Annotated in this window: 27 protein-coding genes and 1 pseudogene; all 28 read left to right on the forward strand. The window is 44.9% G+C overall.

What is annotated here, in order from left to right; translation table 11 throughout:
- Positions 1-717 (forward strand): hypothetical protein, encoded by a 717-nt coding sequence (locus tag JI735_RS32975; RefSeq protein WP_233476543.1) that lies wholly within the window; start codon positions 1-3, stop codon positions 715-717.
- Positions 718-750: 33 nt separating this feature from the next.
- Positions 751-1,590, forward strand: coding sequence for a hypothetical protein (locus JI735_RS32980; protein ID WP_202676835.1), 840 nt, complete (start codon positions 751-753; stop codon positions 1,588-1,590).
- Positions 1,562-2,101, forward strand: a complete 540-nt coding sequence (locus JI735_RS32985) for a hypothetical protein (RefSeq protein ID WP_202676836.1) — start codon at positions 1,562-1,564, stop codon at positions 2,099-2,101. The genes JI735_RS32980 and JI735_RS32985 overlap by 29 nt, the downstream gene beginning before the upstream one ends.
- Complete coding sequence (locus tag JI735_RS32990; RefSeq protein ID WP_233476544.1) at positions 2,058-3,656, forward strand: VirD4-like conjugal transfer protein, CD1115 family; 1,599 nt, start codon at positions 2,058-2,060, stop codon at positions 3,654-3,656. The genes JI735_RS32985 and JI735_RS32990 overlap by 44 nt, the downstream gene beginning before the upstream one ends.
- A 65-nt stretch (positions 3,657-3,721) precedes the next feature.
- Positions 3,722-4,000 (forward strand): Mbov_0395 family pilin-like conjugal transfer protein, encoded by a 279-nt coding sequence (locus tag JI735_RS32995; protein WP_202676838.1) that lies wholly within the window; start codon positions 3,722-3,724, stop codon positions 3,998-4,000.
- A gap of 65 nt (positions 4,001-4,065) precedes the next feature.
- Entirely contained in the window at positions 4,066-4,296 is a 231-nt protein-coding gene (locus JI735_RS33000; protein ID WP_039835699.1) for a DUF6133 family protein, read from the forward strand.
- A 111-nt stretch (positions 4,297-4,407) separates the two neighbouring features.
- Positions 4,408-5,189 (forward strand): annotated as a pseudogene (locus JI735_RS36670) (conjugal transfer protein TrbL family protein).
- 4 nt (positions 5,190-5,193) lie between these two features.
- Positions 5,194-5,403 (forward strand): hypothetical protein, encoded by a 210-nt coding sequence (locus JI735_RS33015; protein ID WP_039835701.1) that lies wholly within the window; start codon positions 5,194-5,196, stop codon positions 5,401-5,403.
- A gap of 10 nt (positions 5,404-5,413) precedes the next feature.
- Positions 5,414-5,752 carry a hypothetical protein gene (locus JI735_RS33020; protein ID WP_039835702.1) on the forward strand — a complete coding sequence of 113 codons (339 nt, stop codon included), beginning with the start codon at positions 5,414-5,416 and terminating at the stop codon, positions 5,750-5,752.
- Positions 5,749-6,189, forward strand: coding sequence for a prepilin peptidase (locus JI735_RS33025; protein WP_039835703.1), 441 nt, complete (start codon positions 5,749-5,751; stop codon positions 6,187-6,189). Before JI735_RS33020 ends, JI735_RS33025 begins: the two co-directional genes overlap by 4 nt.
- A 27-nt stretch (positions 6,190-6,216) precedes the next feature.
- Complete coding sequence (gene cpaB, locus JI735_RS33030; protein WP_039835704.1) at positions 6,217-6,966, forward strand: Flp pilus assembly protein CpaB; 750 nt, start codon at positions 6,217-6,219, stop codon at positions 6,964-6,966.
- On the forward strand, positions 6,959-7,300 hold the full coding sequence (locus JI735_RS33035; protein WP_202676841.1) for a hypothetical protein: 342 nt from the start codon (positions 6,959-6,961) through the stop codon (positions 7,298-7,300). The genes cpaB and JI735_RS33035 overlap by 8 nt, the downstream gene beginning before the upstream one ends.
- Positions 7,258-7,824: a hypothetical protein gene (locus JI735_RS33040; protein WP_202676842.1), complete on the forward strand. Its 567-nt coding sequence runs from the start codon at positions 7,258-7,260 to the stop codon at positions 7,822-7,824. The genes JI735_RS33035 and JI735_RS33040 overlap by 43 nt, the downstream gene beginning before the upstream one ends.
- A complete protein-coding gene (locus JI735_RS33045; protein ID WP_202676843.1) occupies positions 7,821-9,170 on the forward strand; it encodes a CpaF/VirB11 family protein in 1,350 nt (449 codons plus the stop codon). The genes JI735_RS33040 and JI735_RS33045 overlap by 4 nt, the downstream gene beginning before the upstream one ends.
- Entirely contained in the window at positions 9,167-10,105 is a 939-nt protein-coding gene (locus JI735_RS33050; RefSeq protein ID WP_202676844.1) for a type II secretion system F family protein, read from the forward strand. The genes JI735_RS33045 and JI735_RS33050 overlap by 4 nt, the downstream gene beginning before the upstream one ends.
- A 15-nt stretch (positions 10,106-10,120) precedes the next feature.
- Complete coding sequence (locus JI735_RS33055; RefSeq protein ID WP_039835030.1) at positions 10,121-10,357, forward strand: hypothetical protein; 237 nt, start codon at positions 10,121-10,123, stop codon at positions 10,355-10,357.
- Positions 10,338-11,087, forward strand: a complete 750-nt coding sequence (locus JI735_RS33060; RefSeq protein WP_202676845.1) for a JAB domain-containing protein — start codon at positions 10,338-10,340, stop codon at positions 11,085-11,087. Before JI735_RS33055 ends, JI735_RS33060 begins: the two co-directional genes overlap by 20 nt.
- Positions 11,088-11,102: 15 nt before the next feature.
- Positions 11,103-11,672 carry a hypothetical protein gene (locus tag JI735_RS33065; protein ID WP_202676846.1) on the forward strand — a complete coding sequence of 190 codons (570 nt, stop codon included), beginning with the start codon at positions 11,103-11,105 and terminating at the stop codon, positions 11,670-11,672.
- Positions 11,600-11,977, forward strand: coding sequence for a hypothetical protein (locus tag JI735_RS33070; RefSeq protein WP_233476180.1), 378 nt, complete (start codon positions 11,600-11,602; stop codon positions 11,975-11,977). The genes JI735_RS33065 and JI735_RS33070 overlap by 73 nt, the downstream gene beginning before the upstream one ends.
- Positions 11,978-12,011: 34 nt before the next feature.
- A complete protein-coding gene (locus JI735_RS33075) occupies positions 12,012-12,404 on the forward strand; it encodes a DUF4320 family protein (protein ID WP_039832486.1) in 393 nt (130 codons plus the stop codon).
- Positions 12,401-12,946, forward strand: a complete 546-nt coding sequence (locus JI735_RS33080) for a hypothetical protein (protein WP_039832485.1) — start codon at positions 12,401-12,403, stop codon at positions 12,944-12,946. The genes JI735_RS33075 and JI735_RS33080 overlap by 4 nt, the downstream gene beginning before the upstream one ends.
- A gap of 332 nt (positions 12,947-13,278) precedes the next feature.
- A complete protein-coding gene (locus tag JI735_RS38050) occupies positions 13,279-13,629 on the forward strand; it encodes a DUF6550 family protein (protein WP_411830149.1) in 351 nt (116 codons plus the stop codon).
- A gap of 71 nt (positions 13,630-13,700) precedes the next feature.
- Positions 13,701-15,440, forward strand: a complete 1,740-nt coding sequence (locus JI735_RS33090; RefSeq protein ID WP_202676849.1) for a DUF8193 domain-containing protein — start codon at positions 13,701-13,703, stop codon at positions 15,438-15,440.
- An 18-nt stretch (positions 15,441-15,458) separates the two neighbouring features.
- Positions 15,459-16,139, forward strand: coding sequence for a TraC-like domain-containing protein (locus JI735_RS33095; protein ID WP_202676850.1), 681 nt, complete (start codon positions 15,459-15,461; stop codon positions 16,137-16,139).
- 3 nt (positions 16,140-16,142) lie between these two features.
- Positions 16,143-16,976, forward strand: coding sequence for a C39 family peptidase (locus tag JI735_RS33100; protein ID WP_233476181.1), 834 nt, complete (start codon positions 16,143-16,145; stop codon positions 16,974-16,976).
- A gap of 4 nt (positions 16,977-16,980) precedes the next feature.
- Positions 16,981-18,144 carry a VirB4 family type IV secretion system protein gene (locus tag JI735_RS33105; RefSeq protein WP_202676851.1) on the forward strand — a complete coding sequence of 388 codons (1,164 nt, stop codon included), beginning with the start codon at positions 16,981-16,983 and terminating at the stop codon, positions 18,142-18,144.
- Positions 18,145-18,295: 151 nt separating this feature from the next.
- Positions 18,296-18,796, forward strand: a complete 501-nt coding sequence (locus JI735_RS33110; RefSeq protein ID WP_233476182.1) for a type IV secretory system conjugative DNA transfer family protein — start codon at positions 18,296-18,298, stop codon at positions 18,794-18,796.
- Positions 18,797-18,891: 95 nt separating this feature from the next.
- Complete coding sequence (locus JI735_RS36675) at positions 18,892-19,905, forward strand: hypothetical protein (protein WP_233476183.1); 1,014 nt, start codon at positions 18,892-18,894, stop codon at positions 19,903-19,905.
- The last annotated feature ends 78 nt before the right edge of the window (positions 19,906-19,983 follow it).

Consider the following 19,983-nt stretch of genomic DNA (forward strand, 5'->3'; position numbering starts at 1 on the left):
GTGATTCGAACGAAAAGTAAAAGTGAATTTTATAAAAGCTTCTTTGCTGCCCTATCCCAGCAAGGGATTGAGGTTCGGCGTTCCACATCTGCGGACTATTTAGCAGATTTGTATCTGAAGGGCCAGATCATTGCCTTCTATACGCGGATGGACAGCATTGAACGCAATCCTTTTGTTACTGTCCCAGATCGGCTTATGAGCAGCATTTCAGACCTAGCACGGAAAACAGCCTTGCAGCTGGGCGTTTGTACCGAAAAGCCATACACCGATAAGGATGAGAAGATCACAAATGGTGTCTACAAGCTTAGTGAATACGGGGATGTCATTCTTGCTTGCAAACATCATCCTCTATTCGAATATGTATTTTCGACCTATCGTCTTGCTCCAGAGAATGGAATACCGGTACAACGCCAATATTTTTATGACAGAAATGAAGCGATGGAGAACTTTGCCGTCCGCAGCGGCCTGGTAGATGGTAAGAAACTATTCAGCGAAAATGAGCTTATTCTCATTCATGATGAGATGGTCAAATTCCTTATCAGTCCCAACGACAAGACTATGGACCAATTCGAACAGGTCCAGATCCTGATCGACCGGTTGGAGGAACTACTGCCCGAGCTTAAAGATCGGGAAATCCAGCTGAATTACGAGCAAGAATTTAGTCATGATTTTGATGGTAACTCGGAGACGCTCGAAATTACCGAAGAAGGACGGTAATAACTCATCTTTTGTATAGAAGGAAGTGAGTCCATGCCTCAGCCCGAAAGCTCGATATGGGGTAATATTTTAACCTGCGCGGAAATTGGCCTGCATGTGTACGGCTTGATGGCCGAACGCAATAGCGGCATTGTTGTGGATGCTGATTATGCCAAAGAAGTGCTCAGTGAAGAAGCGCTGCAAGCTGGAGAGTCAAACGGTGATCATATCTATTTCGACGACACCAAAAGTATCATCCCTGCCTATGAACTGCTCAAGAAGGATGCAATTACGGATCCGGAATTCAAAGTATGGTGCGTCTCGCCAGAAAAATTGGCCCAGGATGGAGAGTTCTTTGCTCCAGAGTATTTTGGTGGAATGACCCCACCAGCAACTACACCTTGGGGAGACATTACGGAGAGCCAAGAGTTCTATAATGGTATCTCCATGGTGAATCATGACGGAGAGTGGGCACTCGCGGTACATCATACGATCGCAAAGCATTGTCTGTCGGAGATGGCACAGGAAGTAGCAGCTGGTCAAGAAAACTATCTGTTTTATCCACTCGATGCTTGCTCCATTCCGGTTTATGAATTGTCCGCCTCTCATCCCGCAATGCTGGAACAAATCATCAACGAAGATAGCCTGGTGCACACCTTATGCGAGGATCATCCCGTCTATGTAACGATGCATAATCTTCATGTTGAAGAATGGGGCCGTATTTATGATCAGCCGGCTCCGCGATCACTCTTTCTACAAATACAGCTGGATCAGGAGGCCCGCTTCCCTGTTACTGAACAATACGAAGACTTCCCGCAATCTCATCAAGATTCTATCTCCCTGAGAGAACGACCTGATAATTTTTTTGAACCCACAGAGGAGCCGGAGTGGTGAAAACGAAACAAAAGCTGCTGCTTTGCACGCTTCTATTAATCATCGTTTCGATCTTCAATCTTTTTTCTCCACGGCCTTACATGGTGCCTTATCTGGTTCAACTTCAACCCTCACTGTCCCCTCCCTAAATACAAGCCTAATTAGTGTTATTACCAACAGAATTCACTTTCTGCTTTTCCTTTGTCTTCAAGGATTTGCTCTACTTCTGTCCGCTCTCTTTTTCGTCTCCAATAACCGGCCATATCAAAGCAAACTTAAGCAAATCGCCCCCGGGATTGAAACACCTGTGGTCGTCGGACAAAACCAGCATGGTTCTGCACGATGGCTCCAGGAAGAGGAATGGGCTCATGCCTTCGACTGCGAATTGTTCGATCTACATCATCCCTTTATTCGCCAGTTGATTCAAACCGGCTATGATGACCTATATTTTCTACGAACAGATTTGAAGGAGGAATATAACCTTGAGAATGCTTCATCCGAAGTCTATTCCGAAAGTGAACACCTCGGTTAACAATCCTCGCCCAACTGCAACACCACCTCTCATTCAATCAGGTGGCATTGTCCTAGGATTACAACAAGCGCGAAGTCAGGAGCGTCTTTTCTTTATAGGGGACGATGTTCATTCTCTCTGTATCGGCGCGACGCGCAGCGGGAAATCTCGAACAGTGGTCCTTCAATCCATCGGACTCTTGGCGTTAGCCGGAGAGTCGTTGGTTATCTCCGATCCGAAGGCAGAGCTGTTTCATTATAGTAGCGTCCTGCTGGAGAAGCTGGGTTATGAAGTATTTGCTCTCGATTTCCGCCATCCTGAAAAGAGTCACCATTATAATCTGCTTCAACCTATCATCGACGCAACGCTGGCTGGAGACCAAGAGCAAGCAGAAATGCTCGCTTGGGACATGACGAATGTGCTGGTAGGCAAAGCTCAGGGTGAAAAAATCTGGACCAACGGAGAAATGTCTGTCATCGCCGCCTCGATCCTTAGTGTCGTGTGGGATAACGTCAAGCGCCCGGAGTTTCAGAATATGACCAATGTCTACTGGTTTTTAGCGGAGATGAACAAACAAATCGGCAACAAAACACCTATGCAGGAGTACATTAAACGGTTGCCACAGAACCATCCTGCTCGGGCTCTGCTCAGCATCTCCGACATTGCTCCCTCCCGCACCAAAGGTAGTTTCTATACCTCAGCGTTGACCACATTGCGCCTCTTCACATCCAAATCCATTTATGCCATCACACACAAAAGCGACTTTTCTTTAGCCGACATCGGCAATAAGAAACAGGCGCTTTTTATTATCCTCCCCGATGAGAAAACAACCTTTTATCCTGTGGCCTCGCTTATGGTATCCCAGCTGTATGAACTATTAACTACCGAAGCAGACAAACGCGGGGGACGCTTAAAACAACGGGTCAATTTTATCCTTGATGAGTTCGGTAACTTTACACCGATTGCCGATTTCACGAATAAGTTGACGGTCGGCGGTGGGCGTGGAATGCGCTTTAACCTGTTTCTACAAAGCTTTGAACAATTGAAAGAAAAATACGATGACCACGTAGCCAGTACGATCAAATCAAATTGTCAGACCTGGATATACTTGCAGGCTGACGATTTAGAGACACTGCGGGAAGTCAGTGAGAAGCTCGGAACATATACAACGTCCAGTTACCAGCTTTCTGCATCGCATGGCAAATATTCGACGCCCAGCACTTCACACAGCTTGAATCTGCTTGAGCGCAAGCTGCTAACCGTAGACGAGGTCCACCGTGTCTCACGCCCTTACCAGATTGTAATTTCTCGTTCTCATCCCGCGATGATGTATTCTCCCGATCTATCCTCCTGGGCGTTTAACAAGATGATGGGCCTTGGGGACAAGGAGCACAATCGCAAAGTAAGAGAAGAACGAGAAATGCGGCGAATCATACGAACGAATACTACTGAGGAGGTGAAACTTTGGAACATTTGGATCTACTATCAGAAAGACATTACCCGGCAGATGGCCGAACAGCGGCAACAAGCAGCCGCTCAAAGCGCATTCTTCCCTCCGGGTTCAGACGACGATTAAGATCCGGCCGCTTCTCCTCGGTTATACGAACTGCAGCAGCCATACTTTTTACGCTATACTACAATTTGTTTGAATCCGCATCTGCTTATGCTTCCGGCGACATTAAGGGTAGCAAGCTGGTGAGCGGGACCGAGAAATTAATCGGTGATGTTACAACCTGGCTGATGATCCTGGCTCCGGTTGTTTCCGGCTTGCTCATTGTTTATTTTAGTATCCGGCGCTCTGCCGCAGATGAGATGGACACTAAAAAATGGAACAACCGCATCATTGTTGCCGTTGTATCCTGCATTGGTGCGGTACTCGGTGCAGCAACCCTGAATATCATCATTGGCTACTACAAGTAAAGCGAGCTTGCTGACTACAGCAGGCTCTTTTCTATTCTCACACTGATAATTGGAGGTTATGAATAATGAAAAAATGGATGAAGGCTGTACCGAAGAAATTTGATCACATGGGAAGCAATGCAAAGATAGTGCTTAACAACCAAAGCGGGGAAGGTTTTGTGGATACGGCCGTAAAGATCCTGATGGCAGTTGTAATTGGCGCACTCGTTCTTGGTGGCCTTTATCTGCTGTTTCAAGGAACAATCCTGCCTACCCTTACTCAACGCATCAAGGAGATGTTCAACTACAAAGGTTAAGCAGCCTTCAAGGGAAGCGGCTTTCAAGCCGCTTCCTTCAGAAAGGAGGAACAGATGGAGAAGATCCTGCTCCTGCTCGTCGTTGCTCTACTTAATGGAGCGCTGATTTATATGGACACCTTGTTAAAAGATATCCTCCCCATTTCCTTGTATGCAGAGAAATACATGACCCTCACAACCGGAACGAATCTACTGGAAAGCTTGTACGATATTTTGTTTGGTTTTGGAGTTGCAGTAATGATTCTCAAATTTCTGAAAAAGGGCTTTGAGATCTATGTCCTGTGGACCGATGGCGATCCGGATGAAGAACCGCTGTTTCTACTGACCAATTTTTTCGAGCAATGGCTGTCGCCATTTGTTTCCCCACCATCTATACCTGGATCGGTCAAATGGTCGAAGAGTTAACCAATCAGTTACTGACCGTTATCGGACAATCGACCGACTACAACTGGCAGGTATGGGTTAACAGCATCAGCTCACTCGGACTTGTGACAGCACTGTTCGGATTGGTCTTTGTGGTTTGTTTCTTTATTCTATATTTCCAGTTTCTCATGCGCGGACTCGAGATGTTCATCCTTCGTGTTGGTATTCCGCTAGCCTGCGCTGGATTACTGGATAATGACCGCGGTGTATTCCGTGCCTATACTCAGAAATTTATGCAATCCATGCTGACGGTAGTCATTCAAATCGCCTTAGCCAAATTAGGTGTAGGGCTGATGCTGCAATCCCATGTCTTCTGGGGCTTAGCCTGTATGATGCTCGCGATTAAGACACCACGTTTTCTCTCCGATTTCTTGATTACATCAGGTGGTGGTGGTGGTGGCGTTGTTAACAATGTCTATCACTCCGTCAAACTCGTAGGGATGGCCCGCAAAATGACCAAGGCTGGGTGACAGCATGGATACCCTGGATGAGTTGGCACAAGCTCTTATCGCCTTAATCCGTCTTGGCTGCGCTTGTCGCTTTGTGTATTGCATGGTACGTCTGGCTGGAGCTGATGAGGAAGCGTCCAAATACAAGAAACGCAGCCGGAATGTTGTACTCTTTTACATTCTTGCTGAAAGCATCTGGCAAGTGAAAGATATCATTCTGTTCTATTACCAGTAGGAGGCATGAGATGACTCAAGATTCGCAAACGTTGTATATTCCGATGGGTGTGAAGCCGGAAGCCGAATGGTTTCCCGGTTTTGGCAAGCAGCAATTAGGTCAGTCTTTTATCGGTTCATTGCTCACTGTATTTCTGGCGTTACTTCTTTGGCTCATCAATGGCAGCGTGCCGATGGCATTAGTTACCTTCTTAACTGGTGTTTCCGCCTCAGTCATGATGACCACGAAAGACCGAAATAATCTGGCTGTTCTCGATCAAGTACGCTTCATGGTTCGCTTTGCCAAAAGCCAAAAGGTATATCCCTACAGAAGTCTGCCGGAATGGCCGTCGCAGGAGGATCAACTTTGAGTCTTTCCATAAATGTCATCCTTCTGAAAGATTTACTTCTCACCTTGCTCCTGACTTGTGCTAGCATTCAGGATATCAAAACTCGTCAGATTCCTGATTCTCTTTCAGTAGCTATTACCTCTGTAGGATTCATCCACTTCTCCCCTCTCTTCTCCTTATCTGGGATGCTCCTGACTGGCTTACCTTACTTTGTTGCTGCTGTAATCTCCAAAGGTAAGCTTGGCGGCGGTGATATCAAGCTCATGGCTGCTTGTGGCTTTGTGCTAGGTCCTGTAGGTGGCACGCTTCAAAGCCTCATTGGTTTAACACTTGTTCTATTCATTGCTGCAGGAATTGGTATCAAATCCGGTTACCAATCTGCTAAACAAACGTCGCTGCCGCTGGCCCCGTTTTTATCTGCCGGCGGCCTTTTTGCGGTTATCATGCCCCAACTCTAAACCCTTCCTCAGGAGGTTTTGTCTCTTATGTACAGATTTAAAAATCGTTCAGTATTAGGAGTAACTTGTATTCTACTCTCTCTCATCATTTGTTTTGGCATTGCACCACTCTTAAATCGTGCAACCGGCGATACCACTCAAATCATTCGTATTACCAAGGATGTCGCTAAAGGAGCGGTAATCCAGTCTGCGCAGGTAGAAACCGTAGAGGTAGGAAAACTCCACTTGCCTGCATCTGTTCTTAAAGTATCGGAGGCCGTCGTTGGACAATATGCGGCGGTGGACCTCAAATCTGGCGACTATTTGCTTCCCTCTAAGTTGTCTGCTGTTCCACTAGATGCTTACCTCAATCGACTGGATGGGCATAAACAAGCCATGTCCGTCACAATTAAGAGCCTTGCGGCGGGGCTATCCGGGAAACTTCAACCTGGAGATATCGTGACCTTGATAGCATCAGATTACGGAGAAATGCGTACGACCTCCATTCCTCCAGAACTGCAGTATCTTGAAGTATTAGCTGTCACTACAAGCAGCGGACTGGACGCCCAAACAGGTACTGACACCACCTCCGATGACAATGAGGACAATGAACTCCCTTCGACTTTAACACTACTCGTTCAACCAGAGCAGGCTCAGCTTTTAGCTGATCTTGAGAACAAAGCCAAGCTGCATACGTCCCTCGTGTACCGCGGCGACCCTATATCTGCTAAAGCCTTTACCGACAAACAAGATGCTTACTTCACAGCCCAGCTTAAGAAAGGGGATGCCAATGAGTAATAATCCGTTGATCGCTGTTTGGGGCAATCCCGGTAGCGGTAAGACCTTAACGACGATCAAGCTAGCTAAAGCCCTTGCCGCAAAAAAACAAAATGTTCTCATTCTTTGCTGTGATGCGCTTTGCCCCTCCACTTCCACAATCTTGCCGCAAGCTGCTAAGCAACAACGCTCCCTAGGCGAACTACTCAGTCTACCTTCTCTAACCCAAGAAGAATTACTACGGTATGCTCTCCCACTGGATGATTCTCCTCATATTGCTCTGATTGGTTACAAAAAGGGGACACCGCTTATATGTATGCTTCTTACAACAGGGAGCGGGCTGTCGATCTTCTAACGTTGGCAAGACATCTGGCAGATGTGATATTGGTTGACTGCTCCAGCTATCTGTCCGCCGATCCCCTTTCCACGATAGCACTAGAACTGGCGGATACCGTCTTTCGGCTGCATAGTTGTGAGCTGAAAAGCCTGATGTTCTATGCTTCCTATTTACCATTGTTGACGGATTTACGATTTCGCCGTTCTTTGAATGTCTCTGTACTATCCAATGTTAAAGCAGGGCAAAACGAAAAGGAATACAGTCAAGTTTTCGGAGGCATTGAAGTAACCCTTCCCTATGTGACTGAGCTGGAGCAACAAACGGCAGATGCCCGGCTGCTCGATGATTTAAGTGGCAAAGACGCAAAGACTTATCTGAGTGGAGTGGAACATTTAATTCAACTAGCTTTACCGGAAGAACACCAGCAAGTAGCGAAGTCAAAAGATAACTCTTCTAAGACTTCTACCAGTAATACGACAACCTTAAATCTCCTCAATTGGCTAAAATCATTCCTTCCAAAGCGCCGAGGTGATGGTCAATGAATCAAGCTTCTTCTATATTTTTTTCTGCTACTCAGTCCAAGCCCTTTGCGGATGTGCTAAAGGAAGTCCAGACCTATCTTTCCGGGAAATATGCCACACTGATGAGTCGCCACCCCGAAGAGCAAAAACAACAGATCGTCTCCTACATGAGTCAATATCTGACCGATCAACGGTTACATGTGCCAGGACTTACCTTCGATGAACTGATTGACCGACTGTATGCCGAGATGGTGGAGTATTCTTTTTTGACTCGTTATCTTTTTTCAAGAGATGTCGAGGAAATCAATATTAACAGCTACAATGACGTAAAAATCAGCTACACGGATGGACGCATACTCCCCGCTGAAGAACAGTTTTCTTCTCCAGAGCATGCGGTAGATGTCATACGGCGACTACTTCACCAGTCCGGTATGATCCTGGACTATTCCCAGCCCATTGTGCGAGGCCATTTGGCCAACAATATTCGCATTACCGTGTTCGGTGCTCCGATCACAGATAAAGATAAGGGTATCGCTGCCTCCATACGGATCATTAACCCGCAAAAGTTAGCGCGAGATGAATTTATTCAGAATGAAACAGCGACCGCAGAAATGCTGGACTTCCTCAGCCTCTGTCTAAAGTATGGGGTATCTATGTGCGTCACTGGAGCCACTGGCAGCGGTAAAACAACCTTGATGAGCTGGCTGCTTTCCACCATTCCCTATGACAAACGTATCTTCACTATTGAAAATGATTGCCGTGAGTTTGATCTGGTCATTACCGATGAAAACGGCCGTGTTCTGAACAACGTGGTGCATACTGTAACACGCTCTAGCGAAGATCCCCGCCAGCATATCGATCAGGAAAAGCTACTGGAATTTGCCCTGACTGCCAACCCAGATGTAATTTGCGTCGGGGAAATGAAATCTGCCGAAGCTTTTGCCTCTCAGGAAGCAGCTCGAACCGGTCATACTGTGATTACCACAACCCATGCAAATTCATGTTTTGCTACCTACTACCGCATGGTGACGCTCTGTACCCAGAAATATGAAATGAATGACCAGACCCTGTACAACCTGGTAACAGAAGCTTTTCCACTCATTTTGTTTGTGAAGAAACTAGAGGACAATACCCGCAGGATGATGGAAATCACAGAATGCTGCATACTCCCAGATGGTCAGCGCGTCATTCATACGTTATTCCGGTTTGCCGTCCATGCTACTCGTGAAGAAGCTGGAGGCATTTGCATCGACGGCGCTTATGAGAAAGTTCGTGACATCTCTATCGGCCTACAAAAACGTTTGCTCGAAAACGGTTTACCCTTATCCTCATTGCAGCGTCTGCTATCAGGAGGTGAAGCCTCATGATGTTTATGCTGCTGTTAGCTTTTATCGGTTTAACTGCAGGCTGCATGCTGATCCTTCAACTCACTCCTTATGCATTAGCTCAAGAACTCTCCGAACTACTCTCCCATTTGTCTATTCGAAGTCAATCATTAGCAAAACGAATCCGTGCTGTTCAGCACCCCAAAAAGCTTAAGGGCTGGAGAGCTACAGTCCATGAAGCTCAAGCCATTCTAGAACAGACGGGGCATAGTCAACGGTTTGGTTTGCTTATCGCCGGTTCATTATCCTTAGCACTTATAGGATCTATGCTGGCAATCTTCATGAACAATTTATGGCTGTTACCCATAATGGCTGGAGGATTTGCCCTGCTTCCTTTTTGGGGTGTCTTGTTCAGCTCCACATTCTACAAGAAGCGGCTTGGTAGTGAATTAGAAACGGCTCTTTCCGTCATTACCACCTCCTACCTGCGTAACGAGAATATTCTGGCAGCCATTGAAGAAAATCTCCCTTACTTGAATCCTCCCGTAGCAGATGTGTTTCAAGTGTTCCTAGCTGAAACTAAACTGATTCATGCCAACCTTAGACTGGCGATTCTACAGCTTAAAGGACGGATTAATAATACCGTCTTTCAAGAGTGGTGTGATGCCCTGATTACCTGTCAGGATGATCGAACGTTGAAATCCACACTCATGCCCATTGTCGCCAAATTATCCGATATGCGTGTTGTCTCGGCGGAGCTTGACTATTTACTCTATGAGCCGTTAAAAGAATTTCTAACCATGGCTATGCTACTCGTCGGCAATATTCCCTTACTTTATTTTCTGAATCGCGACTGGTTCCATACATTGACTACCAGCACTCCTGGGCATATCGTGCTTTCAATCTGCGCATTGGCATTGTTTGTCTCACTGGCAGCAGTGATCCGACTTACACGTCCTCTGGAATATAAACGGTAAGAAAGGAGAATTCAAATGCACGATTCCATTCGGTTATTAGGCAATTTGATTGAGGCATCCCCGCAAGAGCAGATCATCTTACAATCCCTGATTGAGGAATACGGGTTCCGTACCTTTTGGGACCGGTTGGAAGAAGAGGAACTGTCTGGCGATTTGAAAAGCAAGCTGCAGGCAGTAAAGAAGATCTTAAATGCATTGGAGCTAGGCCCATCTCCAGAAAGGAGCGAATTCGATGGGCCAAGACTACCTTGATAATAGAATGGTCAAAGAATATATCCAATCCCTTCATCAGTTAACGGGAATTCCACTCGATAAATTAGAGAACTATGGAAATACCAATAACCTGATGAATGCTCTGGAGCATCCCCATTCCCTGGAACTTACTTCAATGCAACTACAGAAAGTAGAACAGCTCAATGAATTTCTCATCTCCCATCGTGTTCTGCAGTGGGAAGTGGAAAATACACAGCGTAAAATCACATCTCCTGATCTGGCAGGAAGCTACTTCTCCGCATTTTTACTAGGTCTTAGAGATCGAGAACGCTTCATGGTTGCCTTCTTAGATAATGGTAACCATGTGATTGAAACACGAATTATTTCTGAAGGTGGTCTCACCGAAGCTCCCGTTTATCCCCGCAATATTTTAAAGGCTGCGCTGAATTGTGACTGCACATCCATCATTATGGCACATAACCATCCGGGGGGAAGCCTGAAACCATCTTGGGAGGATATGGAAATGACTAAACGAATGGTTGCGATCTTTGAACCGCTCCATATTGGTATTTTGGATCACATCATTATTGGTAATGCTGGCTTTACTTCACTTGCACAGATGGGACAATTACCAAAAGCAGCTGAAGAGGTGATTAGTTACGAGGCTATCACCCTCAAAAGTCTGGAGGAAGTCGAACGGTATATTCCCGCTCCTTACCCAGAACCCATATGGGATGGTGTAGTACGTGAGGAAGAATGGGAGCGCTAAAGGAGGTGACTGTCTATGATGTCCGGATTACTATTGTTCATGGGTTTGCTTTTTGCTGCTGGAACTTATCTCGTACTAGCGGACCTGATTAAACTTCCTACACTTGCTGCCTCGAAGGCTGTCATTCGAGTCGCACGAACTGGGAAGAAAGGCAGCTCTACCTTTGATGCTCTCATCTTTCGTATGTCTTCCTGGTTAGCTCCTAAACTTCCACTAAGCGATTACTATAAACGCAAAACGGCTGCAACTCTTCAGTCAGCTGGTATTCCACTAACTCCGCAATCCTATGTAGCTCAATCCATTGTAAAAGCAGGTTTGATTTTGGGTGGAGGATTAGTCAGCCTGCCAATTTCACCGCTGATTTCACCACTCTTTATTTTTTTGGCAATCGCTATATTTTTTAAAAATATCGGTGTGGCAAGTGAGTCCGTTCGCAAAAAAAGAGAAGAAATTGAAGCCGAACTCCCCGATTTGTGGCCACTATCGCGCAAGAACTTAAAGCCACCAGAGACGTGCTGCGGATGCTTGAGGTCTACGCCAAAAATGCCGGGGTCAGCTTGCAGAGCGAATTATTTATTACTATAGCGGATATAAAGAGCGGCAATCAGGAGACAGCCCTGCTGAGGTTCGAGACACGTATTGGCAGCACGATGTTATCTGATATTGTACGGGGGTTGCTAGCCGTATTGCGTGGTGATCAGGGAGTCGTCTATTTTGAAATGCTCGCACATGACTTCAAATTGATAGAAATTCAACGACTCAAGCTTACTGCAATGAAACGTCCAGGCAAAGTACGCAAGTATTCCTTCTCTATGCTCGGATGCTTTATGTTAATGTACATTGTCATTTTGGGCATGGAGATCATGCGGGCGATGGGCAAATTATTCTGATGCATACCATCCAGAAGGAAAGGAGGAATGCAAGGTGTCCATCCTCCGAAGTAAGCGCGGAGAAGGCTACGTCGATGTGGTGGTGCTAGTATTGGCTGCCATGTTATGCGTAGCTCTGGCTATCAAGGTGTTTCCGGTCTTTGTCATAAAGAATCAACTAGACACTTTCGCCGCGGAACTGGTACGAGAAGCTGAGATATCCGGTAGAGTTGGCAGTGAGACTAATGAGCGTGCTAGTGAATTACAAACACAGACTGGCCTATACCCTACAATTGTGTGGAGTAGAACCGGAGAAATTCAAATTAACGAAGAAGTAACTGTAACTTTGAAAACCACTGTTAACATCGGACTATTTGGGAAATTTGGCTCCTTCCCCATTGAACTCTCCGCTAGCGCTCAAGGAAAGTCTGAGGTGTATTGGAAATGAAGTGGGTGACTAACAAATCCGGAAATGGCTTTCCGTTAGTTGTAGCCATTGTGTTGGCAATATTGATGTTTTCCTGTGTGATTTTTGAATACATGCGACTAACGATTATTGCCAGCGGTGTAAGGGATGCTGTACAAAGTTCTATTGTTGCCGTGGTTGCTGAAAACTACAGTAATGTATACAGCAGCCTGCGACAAAGTTACTCCGGCGGTTATCTAAGGTCCGGTAACGAGTGGCAAGAGCAAGTCTCCATTGGGCATATCTATCCTAGGCTGCAAGAAAACTTAGGACTCACCTATCAAGAGACACGATATGCCAAACTAATTGGAGATCAAGCGGAATATAGCGTCTCCGGATTAAACGTAACTCTCATCAATGCACCTTTTGCTCCTTCATCTCCGAGCACCATGGAACAATTCACGGCTGAAGCAGTAATCCAGCTGGAAGTGCCACTTTCCTTTGGCTGGGGGCATCTGCCTCCAATGAAGGCAGAATTACATGTTAAAGCAGTATATATGCCTCGGTTCACCAAATCTACCTAATAAATATTATTGTGATAGCTGATTTCATTGGATTTTACAGAATTATACAGTAAAATAGAAGAACGGGATCCTCTTGTAAGAACACCAATATGCTATAAGGAGTCGAGAACGATGAAGAGAAAGATATGGGCTTTTACCGGAGGAATTGTGATTGTTGGCCTTATAGTCACTTGGGCGGCATGGCCACATCAGGACAGTAGTCAGATACCTGAATCAACAAATACTGTATCAGCGGTAGATCCTTCTAATATCAATATTCCTGAAATAGAGCCAAGCCCTACTACCTCCTCCCAGAATCCAAGCCCAAGTTCCTCCCCATCTCTGTTGCCGAAATTACCCCTCAGCCTACCCTATCTGAAACTCCTGTACTTCAGCCGGAAAAGGGACAGAAGAATATTGAAGTACCTATTACCCAACCTGCAAAAACACAAAAACCTACCCAGCCGCCTAAGCCAAAAGTTAAGGCATCTACAAAACCTCAATCTCCTGCTTCTACTCCAGCTTATGAGGAAAAGACAACTCAACCAAATAAACAAAAGGATGAACCCAAAGCTGGAGCCAAAAATAATGATGGGAAGGTATACGTTCCTGGCTTTGGATGGGTTGAGGACCAAGGAGACAATAAGGGGAACACCAGTGAATCAGATGGCGATTGGAACAAACAGGTAGGGTCAATGGACTAGTCCAATTTAATCCATGTTAAAGAAGAGTACAGGCGATAATCCTGTACTCTTTTATTTTGGAGGTGAACCCTTTGAAACAGTTTTTATTATTTCTACTTTCTTCAATACTTGTGCTTTCACTTTTTCAGCTTACTTCTTTTGCTGATGGCACTGGTGATGGAAATATTGATAATGGTGGGGGCGGCATGGGGTCAGGAACGTCCCAAAATAAGTGGGTACCTGGCTACGATGGGGTTAGAGTGACAGTTATTCGTATATCAGATGAAGCGCCAATTTCTACTCCTGTGGATTATACAAATAAGACACCTTCATCGAACTTAATTCATTTTGAAAAGGTCAGCAAAATGCAATATCGCAATGGAACAAATCTTAGCGTTAAGGTTGGGGGATATGCTTACCAAACTCCTGCATTGCCAATGCCTCAGATCATCAGTTCAGGTGGAAGCATAACGAATATTGAGGTTATAAAAAAGTATTTCTGCTCTGAAGGGGCAATAAAAATGATTTCAAATGATACTGGGATAGACTATGCCCTCTTAACGAGTGGCAACTATAAGCTACTCTTAGAGCCGATAGCCTACTTTACTTTTGAAGGTGGCTTTATGGGAATGACAGCTCATGAAACTGCATTATACGATCAAATTCTAAACGGTGGCTTACGTTCCAAAATGGTTAGCCTTACCCATCAGAATTTACCACTCTCAATGTTCTTAGAGACCTCCGATCTGGGCTTCCCCGCTTGGAATGGTTCTACCAGCAGTCGTGTCAGTAACGATCAAATTATTGCTTCCCTTGGTTTGGGCATCGTCCGCTTCAATAACGCCCCTACTATCCCTTCCCCCAGTCAAACGAGCTACCAATACCGGACAGATACTGATGTGATTACCTCCGTGCGTCTTTCCACCTCTGCCGAAATCACTCCCGATAATCCGGCAAGCGTTACATTTGCGATTATGGGCAGCACTTACACGGTGACGAATATCGTCATTCCGGAAGGCGACAGCCAGTTAGTTTGGATAAAATGGCACACACCTAGCACACCACAATCAGTCTCTATTCAGGTGAGCTCAACAAATGGCTTACTTAGCGTTTCCTCTATAACAGCTTCTCTCATCGACCTTAACCAGAATCCCCCGCCCAATCCTACTGCCACAGACCGTAATGACTCATTTCAACTCCCTGCGTTCCCTAACTATCCATCAATAACTACTGCCTCTTGGGGAATATGGTCGGCCAGTTGGCATGAATACTGGGTCTGGATCTCTAACTGGCAGTGGCACAGTACCGGAAAGGACACCGGATATTGGATAGATTATGGATATTGGAAAGATCGAGGCTGGTGGGATTATATCTGGACCAGCTACTTCGCTTCCCTCTCTGCCACCCAATCAGTCGTACCTGATTCTAAATCACCAGTTCTTTCCTCCAAAAGGATGAAATCAGGATATGGCATTGAAATAACCACCAATAGCGCTACCTTTTCTAATGCTCCTAGTAGTCACATCACCGGTGCACAGTATACTGTCACCTATTTTCCGGAGTTTTCTTATCAAACCTACTGGCGACTTCATGACCTAAAATCAGGTGGAGTGAACGCCAATTTTTGGTTGAAGACTAATGAATATTCGACTTACCAAAGTCGAGTTCACTTTACGCCGGTTTGGTTCCCTGATGGACCGTATATTCCAATCACACGCATTCTGGATGCCTGGACACCTGAAGGCATGTTGACTCTTCAACTGCAAGAAACGATTACGATCTCCGGGAACCTTTTCTCTGATTGGCATATCGCACCGAAAAAAACAAAATAGAAAGTTGGTGCTGCTTTTATGCTGCTGCCCATCATTGTGCTGCTCCTCTGCCTTCTTGGCGGAGGAGCTGTTTTATTTCGCCTTATGAAAAGCAAAGCAAAATCCAATATCACCACTGATCTTGCTATGCAAACAGCACAAGAATTCGTCCAAATACAAGACATTCATGGGAACTTCCTTCATACACAAGACGGTTGGCTGATGAGCTATTTACGGATCTTCCCGATTAGCCTGGATTTATTGAGTACCTCTGAAAAGAAGATGCTTATTAGCAAGCTGACAGCCGAATTATCCTCTTTCAACTATCCATTTAAGTTTCTTGCGGTAAGCCGCCCCGTAGATATTTCCCCTCTAATTTCAGAACTCAGTGCTTTACTCACTACCGCAGACCCTAAGCAGAAAGAACTACTCCGGCAAGAAATGCTGGAGATGAACACGCTCACTCTCTCAGGTGAAGTAGTTGAGCGACAATTTTATTTAATCCTCTGGCAGCGACAAACTGACGGAACTGAACGGGACCTCTTGGACAAAACTAAACGGCTTGCCCAGCATTTTGAAGATGGCCAAGTGCAGACCCAACTTTTAAAACAGCAAGACATCGTTCAGTTATGCAACCTAGTTAATAATCCCTCCTACACCCACCTCGAAACGACAGAACCTGAAAATGTGATTCCTTTTCTTGCGAAGTTGGAGGTGTAGAATTTGGATCCCTTCACCGTGAAGTTACTTTCCAAAATAGCCCTGAAAATTGCTTCCGACGAACAAACTCGCAAACGAATGTTGATGCTTATTTTAGTACCGGCAGCCACCTTGTTAGTTCTCATCGCTATGGTTCTACAACTGCTTACCTCCCCCTTAGAGTCACTCAAAATATGGCTCTCGGCTGATGAAACTCCCATTGTAAATGAAATGCGTATCGATTATGGTTTCACCCAAATTCTACAAAACACCGACGAAGGATATGCGGAAAGCCAGGGACAGCAATATGAGGGAGTAACGTTTAAGGATGGAAGTCGCGAAGTTGTCTATTACAACCAAATGGACTCCCGTTGGGCAAATAAGCCTTACGGTCCTAGAGATACCATTGGAGTGTCTGGATGCGGTCCAACTTCATTAGCAATTGTTGTATCGACGTTTACAGAGAAAAGTATCGATCCTGTGACTATGACTAAGTGGGCCTATGAAAATGGTTATTTGGCAGAAGGAACTGGTAGCTACCATAGTTTAATTCCTGATGGTGCTCAGCATTTTGGTTTGAATGTTCAAGGAGCTACTCAAAAAGACCAACAAACCATCATTAATGCCTTATCTAGTGAAAAACTGGTTGTTGCCATTATGGGTAAAGGTCACTTCACTTTTTCAGGGCATTTCATGGTCCTTCGAGGCGTCACATCTGAAGGCAAGATTCTTGTCGCCGATCCAGCCAGTCGAAAGCGAAGCGAGCAGGAATGGGATTTCTCCATTATTTTAAATGAAGCCCGAAAAAATGCAGCAGCAGGTGGCCCCTTCTGGATCATAAGCGGAAAGGAGAACTGATATTTTGAAACCCACATCTCCATCTTTATCTGTGAATCCTTCGCTTTTAAACGCAGTCACTCCTATGGGCCTGGAGTTTTCTCGGAACGGCCTTGTGATTGGTGAACAAACAGCTAAAATGTATGGCGTCATTCAGTATCCTCCCAAAGCCGATGTCGGTTGGCTCTCCACTCTAACCAATATGCCATCTACCATGGTATCCATTGGTTTTCAACCTATAGACAATAGCGCCTTAATCTCAGCAATATCCAAATCTATTACACAAAATCGCAGCATGGCCGACAGTGTTAAAGATCCTCTAACCCGTCAACGAGCAGACAAGGCGGCTACCGATGGTGAGAACATTATGATGCAGATCGACCAAAACGGTGAAACGGTTGGCCTTATGAATGTAATGGTCATGCCATTTGCAGAAGATGAAAAGCAGTTTACTCGGGCATGTAGACGTGTTGAAAATACCTTCAGTATGATGCGCTGCAAAATTCGAAACCTGGCCCATCTTCAAAAAGAGGGCTTTCGTCACCTATCCCCCATGTACCCGGCACAAGATCAAATTGGAGATATCCTTAACAAAATCATGCCGATGAGTACCTTCGTGGGAGGCTTCCCCTTTGCAAGCTCTGGCTTCAACGACGAAACGGGTTATTATTTCGCTAAGGACGCTAGCGGCGGATTGGTCATCGTCGATACATGGAAACGCGGGGGCGACCGGACCAATTCCAACATCGTCATTATGGGCGTAGCTGGCGTAGGTAAATCTACAGCTGTAAAACATGTGGCACTTAGTGAATACATGAAGGGTACCAAAATTATTTTTATTGATCCAGAATCGGAATATAGGGAGCTTTGCCAGAGGCTAAATGGCGACTGGATTAACGCCGGCGGTGGATCGAATGGTAGAATCAATCCACTGCAAATTCGTCCAGCTCCCCGCGATGAAGAGGATGAGCAATTTCCGCTTTATAAAGATGAAGGTCACGGTATGTCTGATATGGCGCTGCATCTGAAAAATCTAGAAATCTTCTTTAACCTCTATATCCCTGACCTGACCATGATGCAAAAAGCTGTCCTTAAGCAATGTTTGATTGAGTTGTATAATCAGTTTCTAATTACGTGGACCACAGATATTACGAAACTCAGCCAGCAGCGACTTCCCTACTTTTTCTGACCTCTACGCTCTGATTCATGGCAAGGAAAAGAAGTTCGGAGATGAAGTTTATAAAGAGTTGTCCCTACTGTTGCATGATATTGCACATGGTGGGGACTCTTTTTTATGGAATGGTCACAGCACCATCCAAACCCATAGCCGCTGCATTTGCTTGGACACCCATACTCTTCAGAATACTTCTGAGAATATCAAGCGAACCCAATACTTTAACCTCTTATCCTGGTGCTGGGAGCAAATGTCTCAGGATCGGACAGAGCGGGTGCTGCTGATCTGTGATGAGTGTTATTTGATGATCGACCCTAACGTCCCGCAGAGCCTAGTATTCTTACGAAATGTAGAGAAACGCGCTCGAAAATATGAAGCCAGCCTTGCGATTATCTCTCATAGTGTCGTGGACTTTCTAGCCCCTGAAGTCAAGATGTACGGGCAAGCGCTACTGGATATACCTTGTATCAAAATATTGATGGGAACAGACGGGAAAAACCTCCAGGAAACACGAGAGCTTTATAACCTAACCGATGCAGAGGAAGAACTTCTGGCCAGCAAGAAACGCGAACATGCTTTGTTGATGATCGGCTCCAAGAGGCTGCATATCCACTTTGATATCCCGGAATATAAGTTTTCTTATATGGGAACTGCAGGAGGACGATGAGCGTGGACAAAAAGAAACAGCTCATTGAGCTTTTTTTCTATATGGGTCTAGTGGTCATTGGGATTATATTGTTATTCATGAAGGAAGGGTAAGGGATGATTCTATATCTAACTAGTAGTAACAAAGTTAATCTGCTTGATTTTATTGAGATCGAATTGGAATTGCCGGTAAAAAAACTGATCGGCTCATTTTCACTTAATTCCTTTGTTGTAAAAGATATGCGATTTTATAGCCATGTTCGCTATTTAGCAATTGAACGTGGAGCAATAAAAGAGACTGACAAAGAAATGGTACAAGCACTTTTATCTTTTCAGATGATGTATGAAATGCGAATTATTGTGATTTCGGAAGGGCTGCCAGAGAGCAGTCCTTTTTTACAAGAGTTAATACAAGCAGAAATCACTAATGTTGTTACAGAAACAGAAATAGATCGAATAAATGATGAAATCCGTGAGTGTTTTACTGAAGAAGGTTTGCAACGATATATCCCCACTCATGAACAATTCATTATTTACGAAGAGAACTTTCATACTACACCTTCGGATAATGAAGTCCAATACCAATTTAATTGTTCAAATGTCACGATCGCAATTGCTGGATGTGACCGACGTGTGGGGGTGACTACAACAGCGTTTAATTTAGTTTGCTGGATAAACGCTCATGGGGGCTCGGCATGTTATGTAGAGGCAAATTCGAATAACCATCTGGCTCATATCATTCAATTGTTTAAACCGGAGCAATCTGGAAATGCCTATGTAATGGAGGGAGCTGATTTTTATTTTACGAAAGAGTTAAATCGCGTATATAACTTCATAGTCATGGACTGCGGTGTAATAAGGGAGGGCACGATTCAAGAGGACTTTACTAACTCTGACATTCGGCTCCTTTGCAGCTCAGCAATGCCTTATGAACTGGCAAGATTATACCGAACAATGGAGCGTTGTAAAGATATTTCGATACAAGTATTAGGAATATTTGTACCTGATAATATTAAATCTAATCTAAAAAAAATTATTACTCAGGACATTATTTATTGTAAAAGCACGCACGACTTGTTCGATTCTAAAGCAAATTTCGATTCATATAGGAGGATACTACATCTCAAATAAAATTATTCTAGGTATCATTTTTTCAATAAATAAATCGTATGTTATTCGTTTATCCAGACAACAGACAAGCGTACCGAT

This window comes from Paenibacillus sonchi, from assembly GCF_016772475.1.
Taxonomy (GTDB): Bacteria; Bacillota; Bacilli; order Paenibacillales; family Paenibacillaceae; genus Paenibacillus_AQ; species Paenibacillus_AQ sonchi.

Bases quoted from the DNA above. Each gene is read 5' to 3' on its own strand.
- JI735_RS33065 (WP_202676846.1), top strand. From the start codon at position 11,103: ATGATGTCCGGATTACTATTGTTCATGGGTTTGCTTTTTGCTGCTGGA.
- JI735_RS33080 (WP_039832485.1), top strand. From the start codon at position 12,401: ATGAAGTGGGTGACTAACAAATCCGGAAATGGCTTTCCGTTAGTTGTA.
- JI735_RS33055 (WP_039835030.1), top strand. From the start codon at position 10,121: ATGCACGATTCCATTCGGTTATTAGGCAATTTGATTGAGGCATCCCCG.
- JI735_RS33060 (WP_202676845.1), top strand. From the start codon at position 10,338: ATGGGCCAAGACTACCTTGATAATAGAATGGTCAAAGAATATATCCAA.
- JI735_RS33015 (WP_039835701.1), top strand. From the start codon at position 5,194: ATGGATACCCTGGATGAGTTGGCACAAGCTCTTATCGCCTTAATCCGT.
- JI735_RS33050 (WP_202676844.1), top strand. From the start codon at position 9,167: ATGATGTTTATGCTGCTGTTAGCTTTTATCGGTTTAACTGCAGGCTGC.
- JI735_RS33020 (WP_039835702.1), top strand. From the start codon at position 5,414: ATGACTCAAGATTCGCAAACGTTGTATATTCCGATGGGTGTGAAGCCG.
- JI735_RS33035 (WP_202676841.1), top strand. From the start codon at position 6,959: ATGAGTAATAATCCGTTGATCGCTGTTTGGGGCAATCCCGGTAGCGGT.
- JI735_RS33095 (WP_202676850.1), top strand. From the start codon at position 15,459: ATGCTGCTGCCCATCATTGTGCTGCTCCTCTGCCTTCTTGGCGGAGGA.
- JI735_RS32990 (WP_233476544.1), top strand. From the start codon at position 2,058: ATGCTTCATCCGAAGTCTATTCCGAAAGTGAACACCTCGGTTAACAAT.
- JI735_RS33040 (WP_202676842.1), top strand. From the start codon at position 7,258: ATGTATGCTTCTTACAACAGGGAGCGGGCTGTCGATCTTCTAACGTTG.
- JI735_RS33000 (WP_039835699.1), top strand. From the start codon at position 4,066: ATGAAAAAATGGATGAAGGCTGTACCGAAGAAATTTGATCACATGGGA.
- cpaB (WP_039835704.1), top strand. From the start codon at position 6,217: ATGTACAGATTTAAAAATCGTTCAGTATTAGGAGTAACTTGTATTCTA.
- JI735_RS32980 (WP_202676835.1), top strand. From the start codon at position 751: ATGCCTCAGCCCGAAAGCTCGATATGGGGTAATATTTTAACCTGCGCG.
- JI735_RS36675 (WP_233476183.1), top strand. From the start codon at position 18,892: ATGATTCTATATCTAACTAGTAGTAACAAAGTTAATCTGCTTGATTTT.
- JI735_RS33045 (WP_202676843.1), top strand. From the start codon at position 7,821: ATGAATCAAGCTTCTTCTATATTTTTTTCTGCTACTCAGTCCAAGCCC.